General features: G+C 38.7%; 28 protein-coding genes. 14 read left to right on the top strand and 14 right to left on the bottom strand.

Annotated features, from left to right (window positions below; all coding sequences use genetic code 11):
• Positions 1-16 precede the first annotated feature (16 nt).
• Positions 17-223, top strand: a complete 207-nt coding sequence (locus KN1_RS07850; RefSeq protein WP_221286857.1) for a hypothetical protein — start codon at positions 17-19, stop codon at positions 221-223.
• Here the strand turns inward: KN1_RS07850 and KN1_RS07845 are convergent.
• Complete coding sequence (locus KN1_RS07845) at positions 220-624, bottom strand: metal-dependent transcriptional regulator (protein ID WP_221286855.1); 405 nt, start codon at positions 622-624, stop codon at positions 220-222. The two genes, KN1_RS07850 and KN1_RS07845, sit on opposite strands and share 4 nt — an antisense overlap.
• A gap of 52 nt (positions 625-676) precedes the next feature.
• On the opposite strand from KN1_RS07845, the gene KN1_RS07840 reads away from it, so the two are divergent.
• Positions 677-1,537: a dihydrodipicolinate synthase family protein gene (locus KN1_RS07840; RefSeq protein WP_221286853.1), complete on the top strand. Its 861-nt coding sequence runs from the start codon at positions 677-679 to the stop codon at positions 1,535-1,537.
• Between the two features lie 106 nt (positions 1,538-1,643).
• Here the strand turns inward: KN1_RS07840 and KN1_RS07835 are convergent, their stop codons facing one another.
• Together KN1_RS07835 and KN1_RS07830 are read right to left on the bottom strand one after the other, a co-directional pair.
• Positions 1,644-2,477, bottom strand: a complete 834-nt coding sequence (locus tag KN1_RS07835; protein ID WP_221290599.1) for an ABC transporter permease — start codon at positions 2,475-2,477, stop codon at positions 1,644-1,646.
• Positions 2,470-3,357, bottom strand: coding sequence for an ABC transporter ATP-binding protein (locus KN1_RS07830; protein WP_221286851.1), 888 nt, complete (start codon positions 3,355-3,357; stop codon positions 2,470-2,472). The genes KN1_RS07835 and KN1_RS07830 overlap by 8 nt, the downstream gene beginning before the upstream one ends.
• A gap of 65 nt (positions 3,358-3,422) precedes the next feature.
• Between KN1_RS07830 and KN1_RS07825 the strand changes: the two genes are divergently transcribed.
• Together KN1_RS07825 and KN1_RS07820 are read left to right on the top strand one after the other, a co-directional pair.
• Entirely contained in the window at positions 3,423-5,300 is a 1,878-nt protein-coding gene (locus tag KN1_RS07825) for a 2-oxoacid:ferredoxin oxidoreductase subunit alpha (RefSeq protein WP_225905623.1), read from the top strand.
• The gene (locus KN1_RS07820) at positions 5,290-6,201 is read left to right on the top strand and encodes a 2-oxoacid:ferredoxin oxidoreductase subunit beta (protein WP_221286849.1); all 912 of its coding nucleotides are present in this window, start codon (positions 5,290-5,292) and stop codon (positions 6,199-6,201) included. The genes KN1_RS07825 and KN1_RS07820 overlap by 11 nt, the downstream gene beginning before the upstream one ends.
• Positions 6,202-6,354: 153 nt before the next feature.
• On the opposite strand, the gene KN1_RS07815 is transcribed toward KN1_RS07820, so the two are convergent.
• A complete protein-coding gene (locus KN1_RS07815) occupies positions 6,355-6,642 on the bottom strand; it encodes a hypothetical protein (RefSeq protein WP_221286848.1) in 288 nt (95 codons plus the stop codon).
• A gap of 395 nt (positions 6,643-7,037) precedes the next feature.
• Here KN1_RS07815 and KN1_RS07810 point away from each other — a divergent pair, with 395 nt between their 5' ends.
• Positions 7,038-7,466 (top strand): hypothetical protein, encoded by a 429-nt coding sequence (locus KN1_RS07810; protein WP_221286846.1) that lies wholly within the window; start codon positions 7,038-7,040, stop codon positions 7,464-7,466.
• On the opposite strand, the gene KN1_RS07805 is transcribed toward KN1_RS07810, so the two are convergent.
• Complete coding sequence (locus KN1_RS07805) at positions 7,463-7,810, bottom strand: hypothetical protein (protein ID WP_221286844.1); 348 nt, start codon at positions 7,808-7,810, stop codon at positions 7,463-7,465. The two genes, KN1_RS07810 and KN1_RS07805, sit on opposite strands and share 4 nt — an antisense overlap.
• 40 nt (positions 7,811-7,850) lie before the next feature.
• On the opposite strand from KN1_RS07805, the gene KN1_RS07800 reads away from it, so the two are divergent.
• On the top strand, positions 7,851-8,564 hold the full coding sequence (locus tag KN1_RS07800; protein WP_221286843.1) for a sugar nucleotide-binding protein: 714 nt from the start codon (positions 7,851-7,853) through the stop codon (positions 8,562-8,564).
• On the opposite strand, the gene KN1_RS07795 is transcribed toward KN1_RS07800, so the two are convergent.
• The gene (locus KN1_RS07795; RefSeq protein ID WP_221286841.1) at positions 8,532-8,909 is read right to left on the bottom strand and encodes a hypothetical protein; all 378 of its coding nucleotides are present in this window, start codon (positions 8,907-8,909) and stop codon (positions 8,532-8,534) included. The two genes, KN1_RS07800 and KN1_RS07795, sit on opposite strands and share 33 nt — an antisense overlap.
• 50 nt (positions 8,910-8,959) lie before the next feature.
• Between KN1_RS07795 and KN1_RS07790 the strand changes: the two genes are divergently transcribed.
• Positions 8,960-9,982, top strand: a complete 1,023-nt coding sequence (locus tag KN1_RS07790) for an RsmB/NOP family class I SAM-dependent RNA methyltransferase (protein WP_221286838.1) — start codon at positions 8,960-8,962, stop codon at positions 9,980-9,982.
• A gap of 289 nt (positions 9,983-10,271) precedes the next feature.
• Positions 10,272-10,580: a hypothetical protein gene (locus KN1_RS07785; protein ID WP_221286835.1), complete on the top strand. Its 309-nt coding sequence runs from the start codon at positions 10,272-10,274 to the stop codon at positions 10,578-10,580.
• Positions 10,581-10,646: 66 nt separating this feature from the next.
• Here the strand turns inward: KN1_RS07785 and KN1_RS07780 are convergent, their stop codons facing one another.
• Positions 10,647-11,819: an MFS transporter gene (locus KN1_RS07780; protein WP_221286833.1), complete on the bottom strand. Its 1,173-nt coding sequence runs from the start codon at positions 11,817-11,819 to the stop codon at positions 10,647-10,649.
• Positions 11,820-12,032: 213 nt separating this feature from the next.
• On the opposite strand from KN1_RS07780, the gene KN1_RS07775 reads away from it, so the two are divergent.
• The 3 genes from KN1_RS07775 to KN1_RS07765 all read left to right on the top strand — a co-directional run bounded on the left by KN1_RS07775 (position 12,033) and on the right by KN1_RS07765 (position 14,531).
• On the top strand, positions 12,033-12,896 hold the full coding sequence (locus tag KN1_RS07775; RefSeq protein WP_221286832.1) for an NAD(P)-dependent oxidoreductase: 864 nt from the start codon (positions 12,033-12,035) through the stop codon (positions 12,894-12,896).
• 77 nt (positions 12,897-12,973) lie between these two features.
• A complete protein-coding gene (locus tag KN1_RS07770) occupies positions 12,974-13,657 on the top strand; it encodes an ATP-binding cassette domain-containing protein (RefSeq protein ID WP_221286830.1) in 684 nt (227 codons plus the stop codon).
• Positions 13,623-14,531 (top strand): hypothetical protein, encoded by a 909-nt coding sequence (locus KN1_RS07765; RefSeq protein ID WP_221286827.1) that lies wholly within the window; start codon positions 13,623-13,625, stop codon positions 14,529-14,531. Before KN1_RS07770 ends, KN1_RS07765 begins: the two co-directional genes overlap by 35 nt.
• 84 nt (positions 14,532-14,615) lie before the next feature.
• Here the strand turns inward: KN1_RS07765 and KN1_RS07760 are convergent, their stop codons facing one another.
• Both KN1_RS07760 and KN1_RS07755 read right to left on the bottom strand, forming a co-directional pair.
• Positions 14,616-14,786 carry a hypothetical protein gene (locus tag KN1_RS07760; RefSeq protein WP_221286825.1) on the bottom strand — a complete coding sequence of 57 codons (171 nt, stop codon included), beginning with the start codon at positions 14,784-14,786 and terminating at the stop codon, positions 14,616-14,618.
• Positions 14,787-14,840: 54 nt separating this feature from the next.
• Positions 14,841-15,806 carry a hypothetical protein gene (locus KN1_RS07755; RefSeq protein WP_221286823.1) on the bottom strand — a complete coding sequence of 322 codons (966 nt, stop codon included), beginning with the start codon at positions 15,804-15,806 and terminating at the stop codon, positions 14,841-14,843.
• A 55-nt stretch (positions 15,807-15,861) separates the two neighbouring features.
• On the opposite strand from KN1_RS07755, the gene KN1_RS07750 reads away from it, so the two are divergent.
• Both KN1_RS07750 and sdx read left to right on the top strand, forming a co-directional pair.
• Positions 15,862-17,058, top strand: coding sequence for a cation:proton antiporter (locus tag KN1_RS07750; RefSeq protein WP_221286821.1), 1,197 nt, complete (start codon positions 15,862-15,864; stop codon positions 17,056-17,058).
• Positions 17,059-17,103: 45 nt separating this feature from the next.
• The gene (gene sdx, locus KN1_RS07745; protein WP_221286819.1) at positions 17,104-17,433 is read left to right on the top strand and encodes a sulredoxin; all 330 of its coding nucleotides are present in this window, start codon (positions 17,104-17,106) and stop codon (positions 17,431-17,433) included.
• Between the two features lie 53 nt (positions 17,434-17,486).
• On the opposite strand, the gene KN1_RS07740 is transcribed toward sdx, so the two are convergent.
• The 4 genes from KN1_RS07740 to KN1_RS07725 form a co-directional block, all read right to left on the bottom strand.
• Positions 17,487-18,362: an ABC transporter ATP-binding protein gene (locus KN1_RS07740; protein WP_221286818.1), complete on the bottom strand. Its 876-nt coding sequence runs from the start codon at positions 18,360-18,362 to the stop codon at positions 17,487-17,489.
• 46 nt (positions 18,363-18,408) lie between these two features.
• On the bottom strand, positions 18,409-19,308 hold the full coding sequence (locus KN1_RS07735; protein ID WP_221286817.1) for a zinc ribbon domain-containing protein: 900 nt from the start codon (positions 19,306-19,308) through the stop codon (positions 18,409-18,411).
• Positions 19,309-19,369: 61 nt separating this feature from the next.
• Positions 19,370-19,726 carry a hypothetical protein gene (locus tag KN1_RS07730; protein WP_221286816.1) on the bottom strand — a complete coding sequence of 119 codons (357 nt, stop codon included), beginning with the start codon at positions 19,724-19,726 and terminating at the stop codon, positions 19,370-19,372.
• Positions 19,723-20,316: a hypothetical protein gene (locus KN1_RS07725; RefSeq protein ID WP_221286815.1), complete on the bottom strand. Its 594-nt coding sequence runs from the start codon at positions 20,314-20,316 to the stop codon at positions 19,723-19,725. The genes KN1_RS07730 and KN1_RS07725 overlap by 4 nt, the downstream gene beginning before the upstream one ends.
• A 406-nt stretch (positions 20,317-20,722) precedes the next feature.
• Between KN1_RS07725 and KN1_RS07720 the strand changes: the two genes are divergently transcribed.
• Positions 20,723-21,799, top strand: coding sequence for a HoxN/HupN/NixA family nickel/cobalt transporter (locus KN1_RS07720; protein ID WP_225905622.1), 1,077 nt, complete (start codon positions 20,723-20,725; stop codon positions 21,797-21,799).
• 69 nt (positions 21,800-21,868) lie between these two features.
• Here KN1_RS07720 and KN1_RS07715 read toward each other — a convergent pair whose 3' ends face one another.
• The gene (locus KN1_RS07715; protein ID WP_221286814.1) at positions 21,869-22,318 is read right to left on the bottom strand and encodes a winged helix-turn-helix domain-containing protein; all 450 of its coding nucleotides are present in this window, start codon (positions 22,316-22,318) and stop codon (positions 21,869-21,871) included.
• Positions 22,319-22,362: the final 44 nt, after the last annotated feature.

The raw sequence follows: 22,362 nt of genomic DNA, 5'->3' as shown, positions 1-22,362 counted from the left end.
AGGTGAGTGTTTATTTATGTCCAAGAAGTGGAGTGCTACGACTTGGTTTGTAGTATTAGGCCCCTTAGTAATATTCCTTGCTTTAACGTTATGGGTAGCGAGTGTTCTAGAGAAAGTGCCGGGGTGGAGTTTTGTACCTTATATTGTTGTCCCAATGGCAGTAGTGTTCCTTATAGTAGGGGCACTATTCAGGTATAAATGGGGGAAATTCATTTTCGGCTAAGAAGTAGTTATAGGTATCTCCTCTCCATGAGGACATCTTTTTGGTTCACCTAAGTATTTATGTAGCCTATCTATTATTTCCTCAGGGACAGCAAAGTCAAACTGAGTAGAATATTTGCAAGCTTCGTCTGGGGAAAACCCGATTTCTACTAATAGGGATTCAATGACCCTATGTGCTTTTATCAAGTTATCTACCGCCTTTTTTCCCTCATCAGTTATTTCAATCCCGCTCCTGTTCTTTTTTACAAATCCTTTACCTTCAAGGTGTGACAATTCCTCGTAAGCGCTAGCTGGTGATATGTTAAGCTGTTTTGCGACCCAACTGAGCTTTGCAAGCTGCCCTTGATCATTGTACTTCTTTATTACAAGGAGATAGGAAAGCTCTCTTCTCGAGAGGTTCACACTTAGATATTTCCTGACTAAATATTTAAGCTATTGTACGAATTAAAAGACCGTGGAAGGAATTATACCCGCAATTGTAACACCGTTTGCCCAAGACGAGACTCTGGACGAAAATGCACTAAAGAACTATCTAGATTTTCTAAAAAGGAATGGTATAGGGACTATCTTTGCTTTAGGGACTACGGGAGAATTTAACATGCTTAATATGGAAGAAAAAGAGCAATTTATAAAGAGTTTGAGATTAATCACAAACCTTAAGTTAATAATTAATGTAACAGAAAACTCGTTAATTAACGCAATGAAGTTGGCTAAACAAGCCCTAGATATAGGGGCCGAGGGTATAGCGTCTTTACCGCCTATTTACCATAAGCCTTCCGAAAAAGGGGTAATAAACTATTTTGAATCCCTTTCAAAGTTCGGTCTGCCACTATATCTCTATAATTTTGATGGTAAAGCATACATTGATATTGAAATAGTAAAAAGGTTAGTGGATGAGGGAATAATTGAAGGTATAAAACTTACCACAGAAAATGTCATTTTACTCCAACGGTATTTAGAATTAAAACAGATGGGCAGTAGTCCCCTTCATGTCGCAGTAGGTAATGATGAGTTAATATCGTTTGCGATCATGTCTGGGAGCGATGGTGTAGTCTCGGCTACTGCTAATGTAGCCCCAGAGTTAGTTCTAAAACTGTATAAGCTCCTTCGAGAGGGAAACCTCAAGGAAGCATTAGAAGTACAAAAAGCCGTTAATAGTCTCACTAGGGCGATAAGTGGAGGGGATTATCCCGCCGGTGTAAAAGTAGCCCTAAAGTATAGGGGGATATATGTAGGGACTGTGAGGAGGCCCTTAGAGGAAAAGATGGAACAGAATTCCCTGATCTATGCTACATTAAAGGAACTAAACTTATGATGAAGGTCGATGTGAAGATTGGTGATTGAAAATTATCCCCGGCTGAAGGAATTTTTTAATTCTGGCGTGTAAGGTCTAACGGTCGTTTTCATGTGAAAGGCCTAGCCTAACTGACCCTTTTAGGTATATCTCTCCTTAGAAATGTAAGGAGTGATAGTAGAACAGGCACCGCCGTATATATACTGACTGAAAGGACTGCTTCTTCTAAAGTCCCTACAGTAAGCGGGAAGATGTCCAGAACTTCAACAAATAACTTGAACTGAGATTGTGCAAGCGGTAAGAAAGGCAGTTGGGTAGCACCCCAAGAGGGTAATGATAAAGCTATAGATATATATTCAGGAGAATGCGTAAATTTTCCTATAAATACTAATACGTCAGATATAAGGATCGATCCTATAAGTAAGGAACTAGAGATTATAAACGAAAGACTACTCCTCCTCAGTAGTTCACCAATTGAGAAGGCTATACTGAAAAAGACTAGAGAGGAGAAAAGTACTAAGCCTACAATCTCCGGTAGCTGTGAGAGGTCCGCTTGTGCTCCAAAAAGTGAAAAAGAAAAGGTCAATGACAGCCCGATCATCAGACCGTATATCATAGCTAGCAGAGCGAATGAGCCTAACCACTTTTCTGCGTAAAACCTGAGCCTTGTGACAGGTTTAGTGAGGAAAAAGTCTACAGTACCTTGTTCGTACTCTTCTGACATCGAACCTGAAGCTATAGAAATAGCTAAGAAGTGTAGGAGGAGGCTCTGAGGTAATAAGGCACCTACGGCCCACATATAAGGGTAAAGAGGGATCAGGATCACCCTCACTGCTTTCGATGGCACTAAATAAAGGGCCATATAGATGGCGACCTCAAAAAATAGCGAGACAAGTATTAAGACTATGACTTTTTTACGGGCTATAGCCCTCCTCAATTCGTATAACATCACATTAAGCATTACTAATCGCCCTCTCATACGCCCTTTCAATATCTAGGTCTAGATAAAAGGATTTTACTTTGACCCCTTGAAATATAAGTTCTTTAATCAATTCCTCTCTCTTATCTTCCGTTAACGTAACATAGTATTTACCTTTACCATCTTTTTCTACCTTTTTTACGAAGTTTAATGCCCTTAGTACTTCTTCAGCCCTTCCGTCGGCTTCAATTACCACTACTATACCAAGGAACTTCTTTATCAGATCCTCTACAGTCCCTTCAAATACTTTTCTACCCTTATACACAAGGGCTACTCTGTCTGAAAGCTTCTTTACGTCTTCCATTTCGTGAGACGTCATCAAAATACTCGTCCCGTTTTTCTTAAGCTTGTTAAAAACTTCCCTAATATGTAGGGAGAATATAGGGTCTACACCTATATTAGGCTCGTCCATTATCAGCACTTGGGGCTCACCCAAAAGTGCTTCAGCTATAGCTATCCTCTGTGTCATCCCCTTACTGTACTTCGCTATCTGCCTATTTGCAAATTCCGTCATCCCTACCAGTTCAAGGAGTTCGTCAACTTCATCTTTTTTTACGCCTTTCATCTTAGCCGATAAGACCAGGACTTGCCTCCCCGTAAGAAAAGGGGGTAGGTTAGGTAATTCTTGCACATAACCTACGTTTTTGAATACGGACTTATCCTTAAAGGGGTCTTTTCCTAAGATCTCAACCTCACCTTTATCTGGGTACATCAGTGCCAATACACACCTGATCATGGTGGTCTTACCCGCACCATTGGGCCCTAACACAGACACGAACTCACCCTTTTTTATTTCGAGTTCCATTTCATTTAGGGCGACCTTCCTACCGTATCTCTTTGTAAGGCTGTTGATTACTATCATATGACTTTTCTTAGGTTTACGAGAGAAGATAAAAGCTTTTATTCTATTAAGAGGAATTAAACATTATGACAAGATACGTATGGATGATAGGTGGTGCACAAGGGCTCGGAGTAGACACGTCAGCAATCATATTCGGTAACGCGATAGCCAAGGCTGGCTACTACATATTCGGGAACAGAGAATACTACTCAAATATAAAGGGTAGGCATAGCTATTTCCAAGTTGTCTTCGACGAGAAAAGGATTTTCAGTATTTCGTCCTATACAGATATACTAGCTACCTTTGATGCGGAGACTTTGTTCCAGCACTTTACTGAGGTCAGGGGTTACGTGATATACGGTGCAGATTATGAGAATACATCAATAGACCTCGTCAAGTCTATGGAACCGGAGATAGCCGAAGAAGTCAAAAAAGAACTTAAAAGCGGGTTTACAGTGAGGGACGTCATCAATTACTTGAACGAAAAGGGGGTTAAAGCTATAAAGGTGAATTACCTCGAAAGCCTGAAGAAGATAGCTGACTCATTTAAAGTACCGCTCTCCGTAGTTGAAAGGAGCAAGAACATGATAGCGGTAGGTGCTTCCTTTGGTCTACTCGGTTTGCCTTTCGACCTGCTTAAAAACGCTATAGGGGAGACTTTCAAAAACGAACTATTTGTGAAGTTTAATACTATGGCGGCAGAAATGGGGTATAACCTCGTACCTAATGCCTACCACTTACCATTGAGAGAAGTCAAGAAAGAAAGGATCCAAGTAGACGGAAATACGATATCTGCGATGGGTAAACTTGCTGGCGGTCTAAGGTTCCAGTCTTATTATCCAATTACTCCAGCATCTGATGAGAGCACGTATATAGAAGCGAACCAAAACTTAGATATGATAGTAGAAGGAGGAGAACTGAGAAAAGGGGGTGCAGTGGTAGTCCAAGCTGAGGACGAATTAGCTGCAATTAATATGGCTATAGGGGCTGCGTTAACTGGAGCCAGGTCAGCTACAGCAACCTCGGGACCCGGTTTTTCGCTAATGTCAGAGGGCATAAGCTGGGCAGGGATGAACGAAGTGCCCGTATTGGTTACCTATTATATGAGGGGTGCCCCTGCTACAGGGCTTCCTACGAGGTCCGGACAAGGTGATTTAAAATTCGCATTAAATGTTGGACACGGGGAATTCCCGAGGATAGTTATAGCATCTGGAGACCACGCGGAGATTTTCTGGGACGCTATATGGGCCCTGAACTTAGCCGAAAAATACCAGACACCTACTATTCATATAATCGAGAAGACTTTAGCTAACGCCTATTCGATCCTAGATGAAGATTTACTTATATCAACGGCCATAAAGATCGAAAGGGGGAAAGTGGTATATCCTAACACCGATAGGTTTAATAGGTTTGAGTTTACTGAGGACGGTGTATCGCCTAGGGTGTTTTTGGGTTATTCCAGTATATTTTATACGGGCGATGAACACAATGAAGAGGGTCACATAACGGAAGCTAGCTCTAATAGGAAGGAGATGTATGAGAAGAGGATGAAAAAATTGGAAACGGCAGATAAAGAGATACCCCAAGAGCAGAGAGTTAATGTAGTAGGTGATGGAGATAACGTCTTACTCACCTGGGGGTCACCTAAGGGAGCTATTCTGGACGCTTTAGAAGAACTAAACAAAGAGGGGTTAAGCGTCATGATGGTGCAAGTGAAAATGTTTAACCCGTATCCTACATTACTTATGAAGAAACTACTTGAGGGGAGAAAAAGGGTCATAGCGGTTGAAAACAATTACCAAGCACAAGGAGCTGAAATATTAGCTGAAAAGACGGGTATTTTCGTAACCAACTATATCCTCAAATGGACCGGAAGACCTATGGCTAGAGAGGAAATTATATACGGTGTAAAGCAGGTTATAAAGAACGGAGATAAAAGAGTGGTGTTGAGCTATGGAGCGTAAACCCGTATTTAACGATTGGTGCCCCGGTTGCGGTAATTTCGGGATACTAAGGGCAGAGGAGATGGCATTGAGGGAACTAGGTGTTGAACCTAAGAAAATAGTGGTCGTCTCGGGAATCGGTTGTTCGGGTAAGATCCCCCACTTTATGGACATCCCTATAAGCGGAGTACATACACTTCATGGCAGGTCGATAGCTTTCGCTACTGGCATAAAGGCTTCAAACCCTTCATTAGAAGTTGTAGTGAATGTAGGGGACGGCGACGGTGTAGGGATAGGTATGGGTCACTTTGTGCATTTAGGTAGAAGGAACTTGGACATAACTGTAATTGTTCACAATAACGGAGTATATGCCCTAACTAAAGGACAAGCTTCTCCAACGTTAGGAAGGGGAGTAAAGACTAAGTCCTTACCTAGACCTAATATTAACGACGCAGTAAACCCACTAGCTATAGCGCTTGCTGCAGGCTATACCTTTGTAGCTAGGGGCTACGCCTATGATATTGTCCATTTAAAAGAGTTAATAAAGAAGGGGATAAGGCATAAAGGGAGTGCGGTTATAGAAGTCCTTCAACCCTGTCCTACTTATAATGACGTAAACACGAAAGAGTGGTATGACAAGAGGGTCTATAAATTAGATAGTGATCCTACTTGGGATCCGGTGGTAAAAAGAGAGGAAGAAGCTAAGAGTAAGTTTGAGAAGGCAATGATGAGGGTCATGGAATTTGGTGATAAAATCCCACTGGGCGTCTTTTACCAGAACGAGTTTGTCCCTACTTTCGAGGATAGGCTTGAGCAAAATATACCTAATTACAGGGAATATTATCCGGCTATACAGCCAATTGAAATAGGCGGTATTGCGACTACAAAAATAAGTGAGCTAATTAAAGCTAAAAGAGTATAAGTTTTTCCCTTCTTCCTTCTTTTTTCCTATTACATTTATTTATTCCCTTTATTTAGTCGATAAATTTTCATGCCCAATAATAAATTCTTAATACTCTTCTTAATTAAAAACTAGAAATAAGGTCATAATTTATAAAATATTTTACTTGTTCATTTAGTTTGTTACTCCCACTAACATGAATTTTTTGCTTTTCTTATCCTCAATTACCGTCCCTTCTTCAGCCAGTTCATAAAGGGCTTTTCTTATTTTTTCATCGCTAGCTAGGTTTGTAAGGACATTATGTATTTCTCTTACATCCATCGGTTTTTCTTTTAAAAGATTGAGTATTACCTCCTTTAGCTCATCTTCTTCAGGAGCTATCACAACAGTTAGTTCATCGTCGTCATATACTACCTCTAATTTGTCTTCAATTTCCTTCCTCTTATTCACAGTTCCATTCATACTTATCCCTATGTATTATATGTTGTTTATTAGGATATAAACTTTTGTTAGGTATGTAAAAACAATTTAAACTAGTAAAGTCAAGTTTTCTTATTTAAATTAAATTAAGCTAATAATTCAGTGATTTAAAAATAATAGAATTTTTTATTTACATTAACCTTAACTATACCTAAACACACTAACTCATTTAGTTCTTGGTCGTAGTAGATAAGGTACGTAGTTATACAAATAAAGAGTTAACTGGTTAAATGAGTTTATACACTATTGTATAATTCAAGTTTTTATAAAAATAATGGGCATAATTTATACGAGTCTATATCGTAAGATATAGGCTATATAGTTATTTATTGTCTTATCAGGAAAAACTATATATTACCGTTCCAATATCTTCTCCTATGGAATATAGGCTAAGGGACATAGTGAATGATGAAGGCGAAGTAGTCAGCGTACCAAAAGGGTTTTCAGCAATAATGCTAGGGAAAAGGCTAATGTTAATAAAAGGAAGAAATTCAATACTTTTAGTAAAAGTCTTCAAGAATGTCTATGCGATGAGGGTAGTGATCCATAGGAAGACATATTACCGCTTTGTGACCTATGACAGCAAAATAATAGAAAACGACAACATCGTACTCCCCAGAAGGAAAAAGGACAATAATATTACTAAGGCATTAGACGTTGTAATAAGGAAACTGGAAGAAGTAGAAGATATTGACAAGATTAAAGACGCAATATTTTATCTCTACTTAGCAAAAAATTGTCTTAAAGGAGATAAGCAGTCTTGTAGTGAACTAGAAGAACAGCTGTTCTTTGAGGCAGAGTCTTAGACCTTGCCTAAACGTCCTTTTTCTTTAACATTTAGGTACTCATAAACTAAAGAAACGAACTGGTGGTCTTGATCTTTTTCTTTAGTAACTATGTAACGGAGGGTCTCCAGTTCAAGCGAGTTGATCCCGTAGATCAGGAGAAATAGCCCAGTAGGTTTGTGGAGTAGTGCTACTATACCGTTCTTATAGACTAACATCTTCAGTCTATCCCCTTCTATCGTCTCTATCGGTTTCATCTCTAATGGGTTTAGCCTGGTGACCTTATTCTCCCATAAGACCCTCAACATCTTTTCTTCGTTTTCGTTAATTCCTTCGAGTTTTGAGAACTCTGAGATTACATCCATTCACAAATTTTTAAGCCTAGAAGCTTATTAACTATTCACTTTGTTAGTTGGAGTTACTGACGAAGGTGAACTAGCTAAGAGTATAGCTAGGCATTTTAAACAAGTAGTGATAATTGACTCTCCTCAACGGGTAGTAAAGGAAAGACCAAACGTCGTTATCCATACTTTTGAAGTGCCGTACGACGAGTCAAATAGGAACCCATCTACTGCCTGGAACATTAATACGTGGTATTCTATAAATGTAGCAAGAAGCGCGAGTAAAGTAAGTTCTACTAACGTTTTCCTGTCAACTTTTATGGTGTTCGATGGTAGGAAGGGGTATTATACCGAGACCTCTACACCAAACCCGCTAAACTATTACGGGCTCAGCAAGCTATCAGCGGAGACCGGTATTATGTCGTTGGGAAACTACCTTGTAGTAAGGTTAGGTGCTCTATATTCGACCACTTACAGGGGGATATTTCACCCCTTCATTAAGGGTATTTTGAAAGGGAAAAGGACTATTAAGTGTAATTCTAACTTCTATGTATCTCCCGTAACAGTAGATGAGGCATCAGAGATTATATCAAGCTTAGTAAAAAGGGGTATAAAAGGAGTAGTAAATATAGGCGGGAAAAGGAGGAGTATGTTAAGTGTATGTGAACAGATAGGGGATATCTTCAACGCTCAAGTAATTTCATACGAAGGTAAGTACTTTGATTTCTCACTTGACGACTGGTTGCTAAGAGGTCTTGGATTCACCGTTAGAAGTTAAGAAGAAGTTGAACCCTTTCTTTATCATTAGCCTGTCCATCTCGCTCACGAAGTTTTGCATGTAGAAATCAATATAGGGGTATTTGGTCGTTATGGCCTCTTCTCTAAGTAAACTAACAATTTTCCCCAGCTTCTCAACTTTTTCTTCCTCACTTTCTTCAGCGTATAAGAACTTCATTATCTCTCTGCCTACCGTCCTTGATAGCTCACCGTGGCGTAAATATACGAGTTTTAGTAAAAGGTATAATGAGCGTGAAACTTTGTTCAAGAGTTCCTTCGTGTCATTGGCGTCCTCTATCGAATACACTAGCTCAAAGTATAATTTTTCTATCCTTTCGACTTTCATAAGAGAATTATCTCATTACACATTTAAATATTTATGCCAGATATAGCCTAATGTCGTTAGAACTTCTACTAAGCAGGTTCCTCTATTACGTAGAGAAGGGATACCCGTTACCAGTAGCGTTTAAGAAAGCAAAACAGATGAAAGGTTACAAGGTCGATGGAGCAACCGCATATGATAAGGCAAGGCTCTTAGTTTTACAGTACTACTCCTTACGAGGCAAAAGTAGGAGGAAAAAAGTGGGACAGTTCTTAAGTGGTAACGGTGAGGTAAAATTACCGGATTGGATGGAAAAGAAGCTCTCAGAACTGTACGACCTGAGAAAGCTCAAAGAGTCCCTCAAAATGAGGACCACTTGGTTTTGGGTAAACACACTTAAAGGAGACCAAGACAAGGTAATCAGGAGAATTGAAGATAAAGATATTCTAATAGAGAGGGACTCCCAAATCCCTTACTTATATAAGGTATTAAAAGGTGACCTCACGAAGTTAGAAGAATTTAGGGACTATAAGATAATTATCCAAGATAAGGCGAGTGTTAGTGTAGTCAATACGTTGGATCCTAAGAAGGGTGAGACGATCTTTGACATGACTTCCGCACCCGGTATAAAGTCAATTCTGGTGATGGCTTTGACTGATAACGGCGTTAATTTAACGGTTACGGAATTGGACTATAAGAGGTTGAGGAAAGAGATAGCCCTCATGAAGAGTGCTGGGGTAAACCTGAATAAAGTTAATATTATCCATGCTGATGCAAGGTATATCTCTTTTTCAAAGAAATTTGATAAGGTGCTCCTAGATGCTCCTTGCAGTTCTTCTGGTATGATAGCTAATGAACCGACAGTATTGCTTAGACTAACGGAGAAAAGGGTTCAGGAATTATCCAAGCTACAGGAAGTATTGTTAGAAAACGCCTTAACGCTTTCGGACAACGTAGTATACGCTACGTGCTCACTTTTCCCGGAAGAGGGTGAAAACGTAATAAAGTCGGTTAATGCAAAAACCGTATACTACAAGCGTTTTATACCTTACGTTGATTATACAGAAGGTTTCTTTATCTCTAGGCTAGAAGGGTAATGTATGTAGGCATTCCGTATCGATTTCCTTATTCTCCTCAGTTTTAGGTGTTCAATGAGGCTCATGAGTAACACCTTACTTAGTCTAGAGTATATAAGGTGGTGGGCCCATCGGAAAGTTTTTGTAGCCTGTCTAATTGAGGTTGTGTTCAATGCGAGTTTATAGGGTTTTTATTGTGATGTTGGTCGTATTATCTTATGGAAATATTCTGGTCATGGTTACGAGAAGGCTATTCGTAACTAAAGTGAAAAACCTTAAAACTTTTGCATACAAGTAGTATTCAGAAAGGATGTTAGAGGAATTAAAGAAACTATTAGAGGAGGTTAAATCTAAGACTTACAATGAAAAAGAGACTATAGTGAAAGACATTACGAAAGTGACTTCTTCCATACATAATAGCCTGAATTCTGAGTTAGCCAAAGCTAAGAAGGAAGGTAAAAAAGTAGACGACTTAGAAAAAGAAGTAAAGGAAGTTTTAGGGAAACTGGATAAGTTAAAGGAAAACCAGACTAAAATGAGCTTGAAGGATATAAAGACTGCACTAGATACTTATATCAAAAAGACCGAAGAAATAATAGAGAAATTAAAGAAAAAATAAATCAATAAAATTTTAATTACTTCTTTATTTTTTAAAATATTAAGCCTTTTTCTTCTTTATTCGTTATCACTCCAAGAGAACTACATTCCCCTTACTCTTAGGCCATGTTATAACACTTACTAATACTACAGATATTGCAAATAAACCTGTTATGTCTATAGCTTTTACAAGAGAATCGACACCGAAAAATTGTTCTATGATACCCAGTATGATGTTTCCGAACCCTCCTACCATACCGCCAATATTATAAGCAAACCCGGATAAGAACCCCCTTACTTCCGTGGGGACAGCATCTGCAAGTAACAAGGGCATTAAGGGCCAAAAGCCGGTTGAAAAGGCATAGATTACTACCCCGGCCATTGGGAGTATAGGAGGGAGTCTGAGTAATGGTACAGCCAATGGTAATGACAAAAGTAAACCTGCAACACCTATATATATTAATTTTTTCTTATCGAATCTATCAGCTAACCTACCAAATAGAATAAAAGACAACGCTAGTCCCAGATTTGCAACTGTCATTAAAATGCCTAAAGTGTAAGGTTTTAGGTCAAGATACTCATTCGCTATAACCGTGTAGTTCCCGAATACAGCGAAATAAGCTAAGAACATTCCTACCATCCCGGCTGTTGCTTTCAAAAGGATTGGTAAGTAGTCTTTTAGCCTTATTCCAAAGTGGGCTGTGTGAGCTGAAACTTTACTTTCATTTATCAATTTCATATAAGGTACTAAGATCAGCGGTAAACTCCCGGTAACTAAGAAGAGCCTAGGATCACTGCCCAAGAATATGTATGTAATTCCGGTAAACGCATATCCTATTCCGTAACCAGACTGGACAATGCCGGTAACAATGCCCTTCAAGTTATAAGGTGCATTTTCATAGGCTAGTACAGTCCCTGCGGTCCATTGAGCGCCCATAAATATCCCTTCAAGTAGCCTCGAAGCGTAAAGGACTTCTACATCGGGAGCGAAAGCCAACAAAAGCTGGAATAAGGAATACCCAGCTGTACCTATAGCTAGTACCGGTTTCCTACCTATTTTATCAGCTATTTTGCCGAAATATGTCCCGCCAATTACCCTCCCTATCAAACCTAGGGCAAACAGAATTGTAAATTCGAAAAAGTCTATTCCGTACTCTTTCTCTAGGAAGGAATACACATATGTAAGTAACAGTAGGTCGTAAATGTTTCCAGCCCATGCCAGTGTTGAGGCTATGGTAGAATGGACGTAATTACTTGGCATAAAAAAATTGAAAAGTTGTTTAAATAAAAAGTTGTTTATTTGTTATTCTTATAACTTAATATAAATTATCAAAAGTCAATAAAAACTTTTCATTTGCAGTCCGTAATTTTACATTATAGATTAAGTCAAAATTAATGAAATGCCCCGTTTGAAAAATCCTAAAGTCTTACCTAGGTAAACTTTTTATTCATTCGTTGGTTGTCGAATTACTAAATGAAAATAGGTTTAGCTGGACTAGGTATAATGGGTTATAGGATAGGTGCGAACTTGGTAAAGGCCGGTAAGTTAGACGTAGTATATAATAGAACGGAGAATAAAACAGTACAATTTAGCAAAGAATACAATGTAAAATACGTCAAAGACCCTACTCAACTAATCAAAGAAGTCGACGTCTTAATTACAATGCTTGCTGATGATGAAGCAGTTAGTAACTTCCTGACTCCCTTAGTACCCTACACAAAGGGAAAAGTAATAATCGATATGTCAACCATTTCCCCCTCAGTGTCTATTAACATAGCTAAAAAAGTATCAGAGAACGGTGGCTACATGTATGACGCACCTGTAATTGGCACTTCAATATTTGCTGAGCAAAAGAAACTAACAGTACTACTAGGCGGACCTGAGGAAAAAGTAGAAGATGTTAAAAACATCTTGTCAGAGACAGCTTCTACTATACTATATATGGGAGGGAACGGAATGGGCTTATATGCAAAGCTCGTAAACAACTTAATGGTAGGAGTATACGTCGCTGCTTTAGCAGAAGCTTATAATTTCGGGGTAAAGTCAGGTCTGAAACCAGAAGACGTCCATAAAGTCCTAGCACTATACGGTAGTGCTAAGTCTCCCACGTCGGAGCTGAAAGTACCGAAGATGATAAATAATGATTATTCGACCCAGTTTGCTGTAAAACACATGAGAAAAGACCTCGAAATAATAAATAAAGAAACGCAGAATGTAAAGGTAGTTAACCCGTTATCTTCCATAGCATTACAGCTATATAGGATGGTTGAAGCCTTGGGCTACGGTGAAAGTGATTACGTATCAGTACTAGAAGTCTATAAGAGGTCTAATAGGTAACAGTATCTTAAACAGCTTATGAGCCATTTTTCACAGTCTTTGACAAAATTTTTTGGTATCTATTCTAACGTTTATACGTGGAACTCAAGGACGTAGACTTAATAATACACGGTGTTAAAGTCCTCCATGATATATCTCTAGCTGTAGTTAAGGGTGAAAAGGTCGGAATTGTAGGGTATCACGGATCCGGTAAAACGCTCTTATCCGAAATCATAGCCGGTTTAAGAAGGCCTTCTTCAGGGAGAGTATTAATTGACGGAAAGGTAGACTATGTACCTCAAGTACCCTTATTTCCTCCTAACTATACTGTAAGAGAGGTCCTCGGGTTTGCAGGAGAAAAAAGTGATGATAACAGGAAAATTAAGGATTTATCCTATATCGAGCTAAAGAAGCTCGCCTTTAGACTACAACTGGTAAAAGACCCCGACTACCTGCTGGTTGATGAGTTCGTAGGGATGGAAAATGAGGTTAAGGAATTTAGGGGTGGAGTAATATTAACTAGTCATAAACCCAGTACAATCTACGACCTAGTAGACTTTTTTATCGTCCTGAGCAGGGGTAAAATCGTACATGTTACCGGGAAAAAAGGACTAAAGTTTAAAGTCATAAAAGTTATACAAGATGGCGGGAATAAGTACCAATATTACCTAGAGAACATAGCAGACGACACACTTGAAATGAGATTTAGAGGAAAGCACAAGTTTGAGACAAGAGAGGTAGATATTGATGAAGCTCTCCTATTCCTTGAGAATGGTTTTTAAACACCAGTTCCCCTACTCTATCTTTCTCATAACCATTATAATTTCGTTATTAGTTTTTGCATTCAGACCCCATATTGTGGATATTGTAGGCGGGTATTATGTTTTAGGCGGTACTATACATGTGTACGGTTATGTATTTAATTATAAGGGTCAAGGTGTACCCGTAGAGGTGTCAGTTAACAATATTAAGGTCAATTCGACAAACGGGTTTTTTTGTATTATTATTTCTCACCCTCCTAAATACGATGGCGTATTAAAAATAAATTTTACGTCAATACATAAAGAAATTGAAGTAAAGACTTTATCGGACTCATCAACGTTCTATTATAGCACCTACGCTGATGAGGTAATTAGTTCAGGTAATATTACAGAAATAGTCGTTGACGGGAACGAAGTTATCCTAAACTCGTCTTCAGTTTTGAGGCAAAGCGTAAATTACCACTCCATACCTTACGGACAATTCATGACTATGTTTCTCATGGTATTGAGCTTTAGTTTATCTTCATTTGCTACCTATAAGGTCTTCTCGCCTTTTCCAAGAAAGTACTACCTAGTTATCAACAGGTTAGGAGTCGATATGATATTACCTAGTATTATCTCTCTGTGTACTTTGAGTTTAGTAATTTCAATAATAATGGCAATCCCTTTTGCAGAGTATTACTCAGATCCTTCTGTCTTTATCATAGTCCCCTATACCTTAGCTTACTCAGTGGCACTTTCCGGTCTCTCGATACTAGGGTCTACGAACATGATCAAACTATCTCCGACAGTTATTGGTTATGTACTCTCCATATTCTATGACCACCTGCCAATATACCTGCTGTTCCTATCTTTGATTTCGCCTATGTTCTTGTGGTACAAGGACAAAAACTAACTTTCTCCTGATCGGGATTCTCTCTCAGAGGGCTCACCTTTCCCACCATGTTTTGGGACTACATTTGGTGGAGTGTAGTTAGGATCAGAAGCCTACTCTGGAATTCATTACAGAAAGCCTCTGGATCCCGTGAAGGAGAGATGATGAAGATACACCTTCCCTCATTCCTACTAGGCCCTCAATTGAGCTGCGGAGTGGGTCGGCTGACACTGGTAAAAATGCCTCAACAAAGTCGCATATAAGTAAGGGAGCCATCCCCTTGACGAGGTTTACGTACCCTAACCCCTATTTTAGGAAAAAAGGGAGAAGTCATTTGCTGAGTAGTACAAACCTTTCTCCCTGGTCCGTGACCTTTAGTTCCTTCAATTCTTCCGGGATCTGTATCTTCTTCTCGGAGAGTAATAGAATTTCATCAAAACCGTTCATTATAGCCTTCAGCAGTTTACCTACGAATTCACGATTATAGATAGCGGGGATTGCCTCTACTTTGTAATAGTTCCCTTGGTCTATGTAATCATAAAACTCTTTTTCCATGACTTCTTTTATAGGTCCGTCTTTTTTAGCTCTGCTTTCTACTATAGGCACTATTGCTCTTTTACCCTTTAGTTCTGTTGCAAACTCTGTATTCTTAGCCAAGTTATCGATGACTCCGAAAAACCGCTTCATATAATAAGTAGCAATATCAGTGAGGAACACCTTATCCTTGGTATCATACTTGGCGTGGAATTGTGTGTATAGCCAGTTATAAGCTTCTATGATCTCTTCCCTTCTGTCCCGAATTAGGTCGTAAAACTTAAGTTTCAGGCCTTTCATTAAGGCGATATTAAATAATTGCATCCCTACTACTACATCACCGTCCTGAATTTTATCTATAGGGTATGATGTAGTCGGTGTAACCGCTAAGGGTTCAGCCCCTATTCCGTATAATACTCCGTCATCTTGATCGGTATAAGAATAGAAAACAATTCTGTAATGATTTAGAAACATAGAGTTAGGGTACCATTCAGAGTATTGTCTTAACCCTTCCTCCTTTACTTTTTCGATTTCCTCGTATAGCTTATCAAACGCGTCTTCGAATTTTCTGAAATTTCCGTCTAACCTTCCGTAGGGGATAAATATAGGTTCTCCGATTTTTGGCGAAAGGTATCTCAGCCCATAATATCTCACTACATCGTTCAGGTTCACGTCCATAACAGTCTTTATGACTTCTCTCATGTGCTGGTTTAGTGAATCTATATGGAAGATCTTCTTTTCTCCTCTTCTTAACAGTGCCATAGAGTTTATTTGAGAGCATTAAAAATAAATCTAGTGATCGTAATATAGTGAGGTTATGGTAGAATCTAGTGACGTTGTATATCTGACACTACTAGAGCTATTTACGTTGCTTACCTTCGCGCAGATGGGCAGACTTGTTAGTCAGCGTTTTTACCTGCCTATAATAATAGCGGAAATATTTGTCGGAATAGCTTTAAGCCCATACGCATTAGGCGGCTATATAAACAATTTGGTAGGACTATCGATCTTCTCAGTAAACTCTTACTTGGTATTATTTGCTGATTTTTCGGTCGTACTCCTAATATTTGCTGCAGGGCTATCACACGGCTTCAAAGGGCTCAGGGAATCAGGGTTACCAGGTTTCATCGCAGCTACAGCAGGTGCTGTTATCCCTACGTATCTAGTCTATGCTACGTTTTCTATAATATATAGTACAGCTGTTTCGGCAATTATGGGTGCGGCTAGTGCGGCGACAAGTTTAGCCGCGACTTCATCGATTATAGAGGAGTATAAATTATATAAACACGATTTTACGAGGTTGGTAATTTCAGCCGCAGCACTTGACGACGTAGTATCTCTAATTATATTGTCGGTTATCTTAGAAGTAGTATCCTTAAAAACATTGTCAGTTGGGAAAGTGGCTATTAATGTATTAGAGATAATTGCAGCTTGGTTAATTATATTGTTTTCAGCAGTATTCTTTATCCCGAAAATTATCGGGAGGATAGATGATAATTTGATCAATAATGTGTCACTCGTAATTCTGTTTACCCTTGTCCTCATCATGTTACTTCTCGGTTTCTCTCCTATTATTGCTTCTTTTGTAGCCGGAGTAGCAATTGCCGAGAGCGCTAAGTCTGTGAGGATTGTCCAATTTACTTCTACCTTACTATCGATTTTTGGGCCGGTTTTTTTCATCTATGTGGGGATGGAAACCCCTTATACTACGTTTTTGAACATTAACGACTTATTATTAGGGTTGCTCATGAGCTTTTTAGCTGTAATAGGGAAAATAGCTGGTATTTTCCCTGTAGCTTTCTTCGTCACTAAAAAGGTAAAAAGCTCTCTCATAGCTTCCGTGGGCATGTTACCTAGAGGCGAGGTTGGGTTAGTGGTCGCTACTCTAGGTCTGACGAGTGGAATTATAGATACTGATCAATATTCTCAAATAATAATCATGGCTATTGTAACTACGATCTTGGGCGGTTTCCTATTTTCCTACTTGGTGAGGAAATGGATTGTAACGACTTAAAAAAGCTAAATTTAATTTTTAATACTTTAATACATAAGTTCTGTTATGGTTTGGAAACGTACAATCAGTTCTAAAGCGTTAGAAAAAGCCAAGTTTGCACCAGTTAAAGTAGAAGATAAGGTAATATTCATTGCTAAAATAAACGACACTTTTTATGGGATAGACGCTGTTTGTACACACGCACGATGTATATTGACTCAATTAGATGAAGAGAAAATGACAGTTAGGTGTCCATGTCACTACGCAGTATTTGACCTTAGAACAGGCAATATGTTGGAACCCCCTTATGTAGCCCCAGACGCTCCGAAGGAAAAGTTAGGGTTAAAAACGTATCAAGTCAGAGACAATAACGGGTGGATAGAAGTAGATGTGTAACGAGTACTATCAGTCATAACTCATTTTTTAGTCCTCTTTAGTCACACGACAACTCATTCCCACCCTAGCTCGCTCATAACCGTTTTGTCTAATAAGCTATTTCTTATGTAGAATATTTTAACGTTATGTTCCAACAGTGCCTTTACGATGGGCAGTAGTTCTCCCCTAACCTTTATCTGGTTCCCCATGATGACTGGGTTATAACTCTGGAGGTATTCCTTAGCCCTTATTACATCATCAACAACTATGTAAAATTCTTCCATCATGTCCTTTTTCTTGATTAACCTATCGAGTCTATCAGCGACCCTCAGTATCCCATTATTCAGCCCCAGTAGGTGAGTCGAGATCGAGATCAGCTCTGAAGCTAGGTGAGAAGCTATTATAATGGCACTCCCCTCACTTGCTAACTTTACAAACGTATTATATACTTCAAACCTGGTTGACAAGTCAAGGTTCGCAGTAGGTTCATCGGCTATAACTAGTTTTGGAAGTTTCAGGAGGGAAAAAGCAACTTGGACTTTCTGTTTAGTCCCAGTAGATAAGTCCTTGATCTTGGTCTTCAAGAAAGACGTAATGTTAAGGGTATGTAGGATCTCCTCTACGTCCCGGTAATCAACTCCAAACTCACTTTTAGCTTCTTTCAAAACGTCCCATACAGTCATAAAGGGCGGTAAATACGGCTTGTCTAGAAGGATAGAGACGTACCTTGGGAGCTTTTCGTTTTTCCAAGGGTCTTCTCCTAAAACGGCTATCTTGCCAGAGGAACGGTTAATTAGGCCAGCTACGATCTTGAGTAACGTTGATTTCCCTGCACCATTAGGTCCTAAAAGAGCCGTAATGCTCTTTTCTTCAATTATAAAAGAGACTTTATGTAATACTTCAGTATCACCATACCTTTTTGTAAGGTTTTCAGCTTCGACTACTTCCACAGACACGATCTCACATTATCAGTTAAAAAGGGTAATTCTCTTACATTTAAGAGGTCTGCTTTGTCTGGGTGAGTTGTGTACCACAACTGGAGCAGAACTTAGCGTTAGCTTGGTTAATATATCCACATTTAGGACACTTTACGGGAATTAGGGAAGCTCCACAGCTAGGGCAGAACTTTGAGCCTGACGGAACTAAAGCACCACAGTTCCAACACTTTTGGTTAGACTGGCTCTGTTGAACGTTTTGCTGAATATTATATTGTGGTTGCGTATATTGTGGCTGAGAGTATTGTTGCGGGTACTGCTGTGCTGGTAGATAGTAGCCTTGGGGCTGGTAATACCCTTGTGAATAAGGGGCAGTGGGCTGTCCATAAGGCTGTTGTGTAGGATATAGGGGAGGTGCGCTCATTACAGCCATCATTACTGTGTTCATTATCTGGTCTTCTTGCATAAGGTCTTTAACTACATTGTACGCATCAAATGCAGCAGCACCTCCTCCGAGCAGTGTTAATAACTTATTATGGAGTTCTTCATCGGAAAGTACTGCAACACCTCCGCTAGCTATTAAAGGTAACAAGTCTTGAATTAGATCCGTCATACCAGTCTCTACCATTACGTAATTAGGACCTTGGCATATCCTTATCGTGTAAGCCTTATTAGAACCAGTAAGAGCTCCGAATAAACTTGTGTGCTGTGCTTGGATTATGGCCATATTTTGTCCATTCATTGGGAAAACTTGAAAACCTTGTCCCATTAGGTACATAGTAACTTGCTGGGCGACATACTGTAAGTTTACTGGATATTGAGTAGGGATCATCTGTTGTTTTCCGCCCAACCCTACGGGTTGCATGCACATCATCATATTCATAGAACCAGAAGCATACCCCATAGGGCTATTAGGGTATCCCATAGGGCTGTTAGGGTAACCAAATGGTTGAAAACTCATTCTAAATAATATTTAGGAGACTGATTATAAAAAAATTTCTTTTCTGTAAACAATAGAGAAATCATAACCTCCTTTTGGAACCCCTGGTTAAGAAATACTTCACTAAGAGAAGGACTCCACCAATTGCGGCCAAAGAAATACCTACTTCCTTATAAGGGCTACCGTAAAACAGTCTTATTCCGTGAAATATTACGGTAATGTTACCTGAAACAGTTATATTTGTGTTATTTAATGTGAATGATGTAGTGACATAAGTATTATTTACGGTGATGTTCCCTAATAAATATGCAGTTTTTGCCCAATGAGGTAAGGTAAATACTCCTTTATAGGTGGCTGGTGATGTAGAAATAGGGAATATTATGGAGCCTAAAATGATTATTAACAGTCCGACTGATAACAAGATTTCTGAGATTCTCAAAGTTGCATCCTTAAAAACAAGACATAACTTATGCCGTAAAAGCTTAATCCTAAGAGAGTAGATACTGGAACATGGTATTGGGTTAAGGACATGAATATCACGCTTACATTGAGCAAGTTTCCTATGAAGAAGGATCTGAGAGGTCTCTTTAACAACAGCGTTAAGACGAGGTTTCCCCCGGTTGAATAAATGTAATAGGATGTAAAGTCTGTATATACGATAGAACTGAAAAAATTCGATAAGTAGAAGATAAGTAGCGATAGTAGTATGAAAAAGACGTACGGTAGAATTACGTTTATAAGAATAAAGACCAAAAATACGGCCCTTTTGCCTCTCATTTGCAAAAAAGTGATGAATGTCCCCTCGGTTAAGTCCTGTCCTAATCCTATGGTCAAATTCTTGCTAACGAGGACTAAGTATAAGGCCGTAATATCTGGTATGATGAGGGAGAGGCGAGTATGGACTTTCAAAGGAGATAATACATAGCTCGATATAATGAGGGTCACTGAAAGTAAGACTATAATATCTGAATAGAAAGTTAAGGTATAATCCCCGTAATAGTGTTTCAGCATTAGATTAGCTAATCCCATCTTGCCATCTCTTTAAACTCTTTGAGAAAAAGTTTATCCATAACCATTTTAGTGCCTTCTTCGGGTGATTGAGATCTCGTTTGTAATCCCTGTTTGTCTTATTGTAGTGAGATTTTAACTATTAAACTGCGTTAAGTAATATCAACAAGAATAGTGTATATAAAGCATATGTCTAGGGCGTTGTAGTTTAGGTTACGCAGAATTAATTTACAAGTGTTGTATTATTTGTCCATAAATCATACTAATTGGATAGCAAATATTACAATTTGCAATGGACGCCTTAGCTACTTGGCTATTTGACAAGTCTATTTGAAAATAATTCTATAAGTTTATTCACAATTCCGGTGGTAAAAAATTATGTTATGGGTGGTAAACTTTATAATATGGATAACCTATCCATATATACATGGCTTGGGCTAATTTATCAGATAAAATGTGGAAAATAATTTTATTTTACGGAATTGAAATTATATTAACAGTATTTCTTTTTTTATGGCTAAATATAATCTCGTCAGAAGTAGGAAATTTTCAGGTAAAAGTAAAGACAATTATGGGAAGCTTTTTTACACTAGGTGTCCTCGCTTACCTATTCGGTCTAAGGCATGCAGTAGACGCTGATCACTTAGCTGCTATAGATAACTCTACAAGAAAACTGGTTCAGGAGGGAAAAGGATCTACGTTTACGGGCTTATTCTTTTCATTAGGGCATTCTTCAGTCGTCATAATTCTTTCAGTAGCGATAATGATTGCTACTAGAGCTATTGAGTCTGAGATCCCTGAGCTAGAGAATATAGGCTCAATACTTGGGACTCTTATCAGCGGAGTTTTCTTATACACAATAGGTTTACTTAATCTATTAGTCCTTTTCGAAATATACGAGTTATTTAAGTTAGCTAAAAGCAGAAGATTAGATGAGTCAAAGCTCGATGAAACGTTATTGAAGAGGGGGTTTATGAATAGATATTTCAAGAAACTCTTCAAGATTGTTAGCAATCAATACTACCTTTACCCTATAGGGTTCCTTTTCGGTCTGGGCTTTGATACAGCCTCAGAAACTGCCCTACTTGCAATAAGTGCAGGTACTGCTGGTGCGTTTACTAAAATCCCTCTTTGGTCTCTGCTAGTTTTCCCCTTTCTTTTTACCGTAGGTATGTCATTAATAGATACCACTGATGGTTTCTTCATGAACGGTGCTTACAGATGGGCATTTATTGGAAACCCGTTGAGAAAAGTCTGGTATAATATGACAATGACTATTGTATCAATTATTGTAGCGTATCTTATAGGGAGCTTAGAGATTTTAGGTCTAATACAGTCCGAATTTAGTTTAACCGGTGGGCTATGGGATTTAATAGCGTTGATAAACGGAGATGTGTGGTGGAGCAATATAGGGATTCTAATTATAGCTACATTCGGCCTAGTCTGGGGTATATCGATTTTTATTTACCAGACTAGGGTAAGAAAATATGAAAATGTAAATTGATTAGTTTGGTTTTTTATAGAGTATTGGACATGAATTATGGAAAGATTTTCCTCTTTATTTGGAGGGAGATTAGTCATCATCTCCCTCGTTGCTTATTTTACCTCTTACTTCACTCATAAATTTAGTGTACCTCTTCACGGTATCAAATACGAAAACTATTCCTGCTATGAAAACTACTATTAAAGAAAACACTTCCATGCCTACTGAATCCAGTCTCCATAAATAAAGTAACAGAGCGAAGGACGTCAGGAAGAATGAGGCAAAGAAGACACTTTTAGGTAATATATAGTTGAAGAGGAGAATATAGTCATCGTCGAGTACAACTTTTTTAATTACATACTTTCCTTCATATGTCTCTTGGATTAACCCAGCACTCTTAAGTTTGTTAATATGATACCTCACTGCGCTTGTAGATGAAAAGCCTAAGTCTTCTTGGATCTGTTTCAATGTCACACCGTTTCTGTTCTGCATTATGTAGTAATAGACTTTCTTCGTAGATTGTCGTAGATCTAATTGCATATTAACAATTACGCTTAATGTTAAATAAACTTTTCCTAACCTCC

The organism is Stygiolobus caldivivus (assembly GCF_019704315.1).
In the GTDB taxonomy this organism is placed as follows: Archaea; Thermoproteota; Thermoprotei_A; order Sulfolobales; family Sulfolobaceae; genus Stygiolobus; species Stygiolobus caldivivus.
Note: the sequence above shows the minus strand (reverse complement) of the source record. Positions and strands in the feature narration are given on the sequence as shown.

Bases quoted from the DNA above. Each gene is read 5' to 3' on its own strand.
- KN1_RS07850 (WP_221286857.1), top strand. From the start codon at position 17: ATGTCCAAGAAGTGGAGTGCTACGACTTGGTTTGTAGTATTAGGCCCC.
- KN1_RS07835 (WP_221290599.1), bottom strand. From the start codon at position 2,477: ATGCTTAATGTGATGTTATACGAATTGAGGAGGGCTATAGCCCGTAAA.
- KN1_RS07830 (WP_221286851.1), bottom strand. From the start codon at position 3,357: ATGATAGTAATCAACAGCCTTACAAAGAGATACGGTAGGAAGGTCGCC.
- KN1_RS07825 (WP_225905623.1), top strand. From the start codon at position 3,423: ATGACAAGATACGTATGGATGATAGGTGGTGCACAAGGGCTCGGAGTA.
- KN1_RS07820 (WP_221286849.1), top strand. From the start codon at position 5,290: ATGGAGCGTAAACCCGTATTTAACGATTGGTGCCCCGGTTGCGGTAAT.
- KN1_RS07815 (WP_221286848.1), bottom strand. From the start codon at position 6,642: ATGAATGGAACTGTGAATAAGAGGAAGGAAATTGAAGACAAATTAGAG.
- KN1_RS07810 (WP_221286846.1), top strand. From the start codon at position 7,038: ATGGAATATAGGCTAAGGGACATAGTGAATGATGAAGGCGAAGTAGTC.
- KN1_RS07805 (WP_221286844.1), bottom strand. From the start codon at position 7,810: ATGGATGTAATCTCAGAGTTCTCAAAACTCGAAGGAATTAACGAAAAC.
- KN1_RS07795 (WP_221286841.1), bottom strand. From the start codon at position 8,909: ATGAAAGTCGAAAGGATAGAAAAATTATACTTTGAGCTAGTGTATTCG.
- KN1_RS07790 (WP_221286838.1), top strand. From the start codon at position 8,960: ATGTCGTTAGAACTTCTACTAAGCAGGTTCCTCTATTACGTAGAGAAG.
- KN1_RS07785 (WP_221286835.1), top strand. From the start codon at position 10,272: ATGTTAGAGGAATTAAAGAAACTATTAGAGGAGGTTAAATCTAAGACT.
- KN1_RS07780 (WP_221286833.1), bottom strand. From the start codon at position 11,819: ATGCCAAGTAATTACGTCCATTCTACCATAGCCTCAACACTGGCATGG.
- KN1_RS07775 (WP_221286832.1), top strand. From the start codon at position 12,033: ATGAAAATAGGTTTAGCTGGACTAGGTATAATGGGTTATAGGATAGGT.
- KN1_RS07765 (WP_221286827.1), top strand. From the start codon at position 13,623: ATGAAGCTCTCCTATTCCTTGAGAATGGTTTTTAAACACCAGTTCCCC.
- KN1_RS07760 (WP_221286825.1), bottom strand. From the start codon at position 14,786: ATGGCTCCCTTACTTATATGCGACTTTGTTGAGGCATTTTTACCAGTG.
- KN1_RS07755 (WP_221286823.1), bottom strand. From the start codon at position 15,806: ATGGCACTGTTAAGAAGAGGAGAAAAGAAGATCTTCCATATAGATTCA.
- KN1_RS07750 (WP_221286821.1), top strand. From the start codon at position 15,862: ATGGTAGAATCTAGTGACGTTGTATATCTGACACTACTAGAGCTATTT.
- sdx (WP_221286819.1), top strand. From the start codon at position 17,104: ATGGTTTGGAAACGTACAATCAGTTCTAAAGCGTTAGAAAAAGCCAAG.
- KN1_RS07735 (WP_221286817.1), bottom strand. From the start codon at position 19,308: ATGAGTTTTCAACCATTTGGTTACCCTAACAGCCCTATGGGATACCCT.
- KN1_RS07725 (WP_221286815.1), bottom strand. From the start codon at position 20,316: ATGGGATTAGCTAATCTAATGCTGAAACACTATTACGGGGATTATACC.
- KN1_RS07720 (WP_225905622.1), top strand. From the start codon at position 20,723: ATGGCTTGGGCTAATTTATCAGATAAAATGTGGAAAATAATTTTATTT.
- KN1_RS07715 (WP_221286814.1), bottom strand. From the start codon at position 22,318: ATGCAATTAGATCTACGACAATCTACGAAGAAAGTCTATTACTACATA.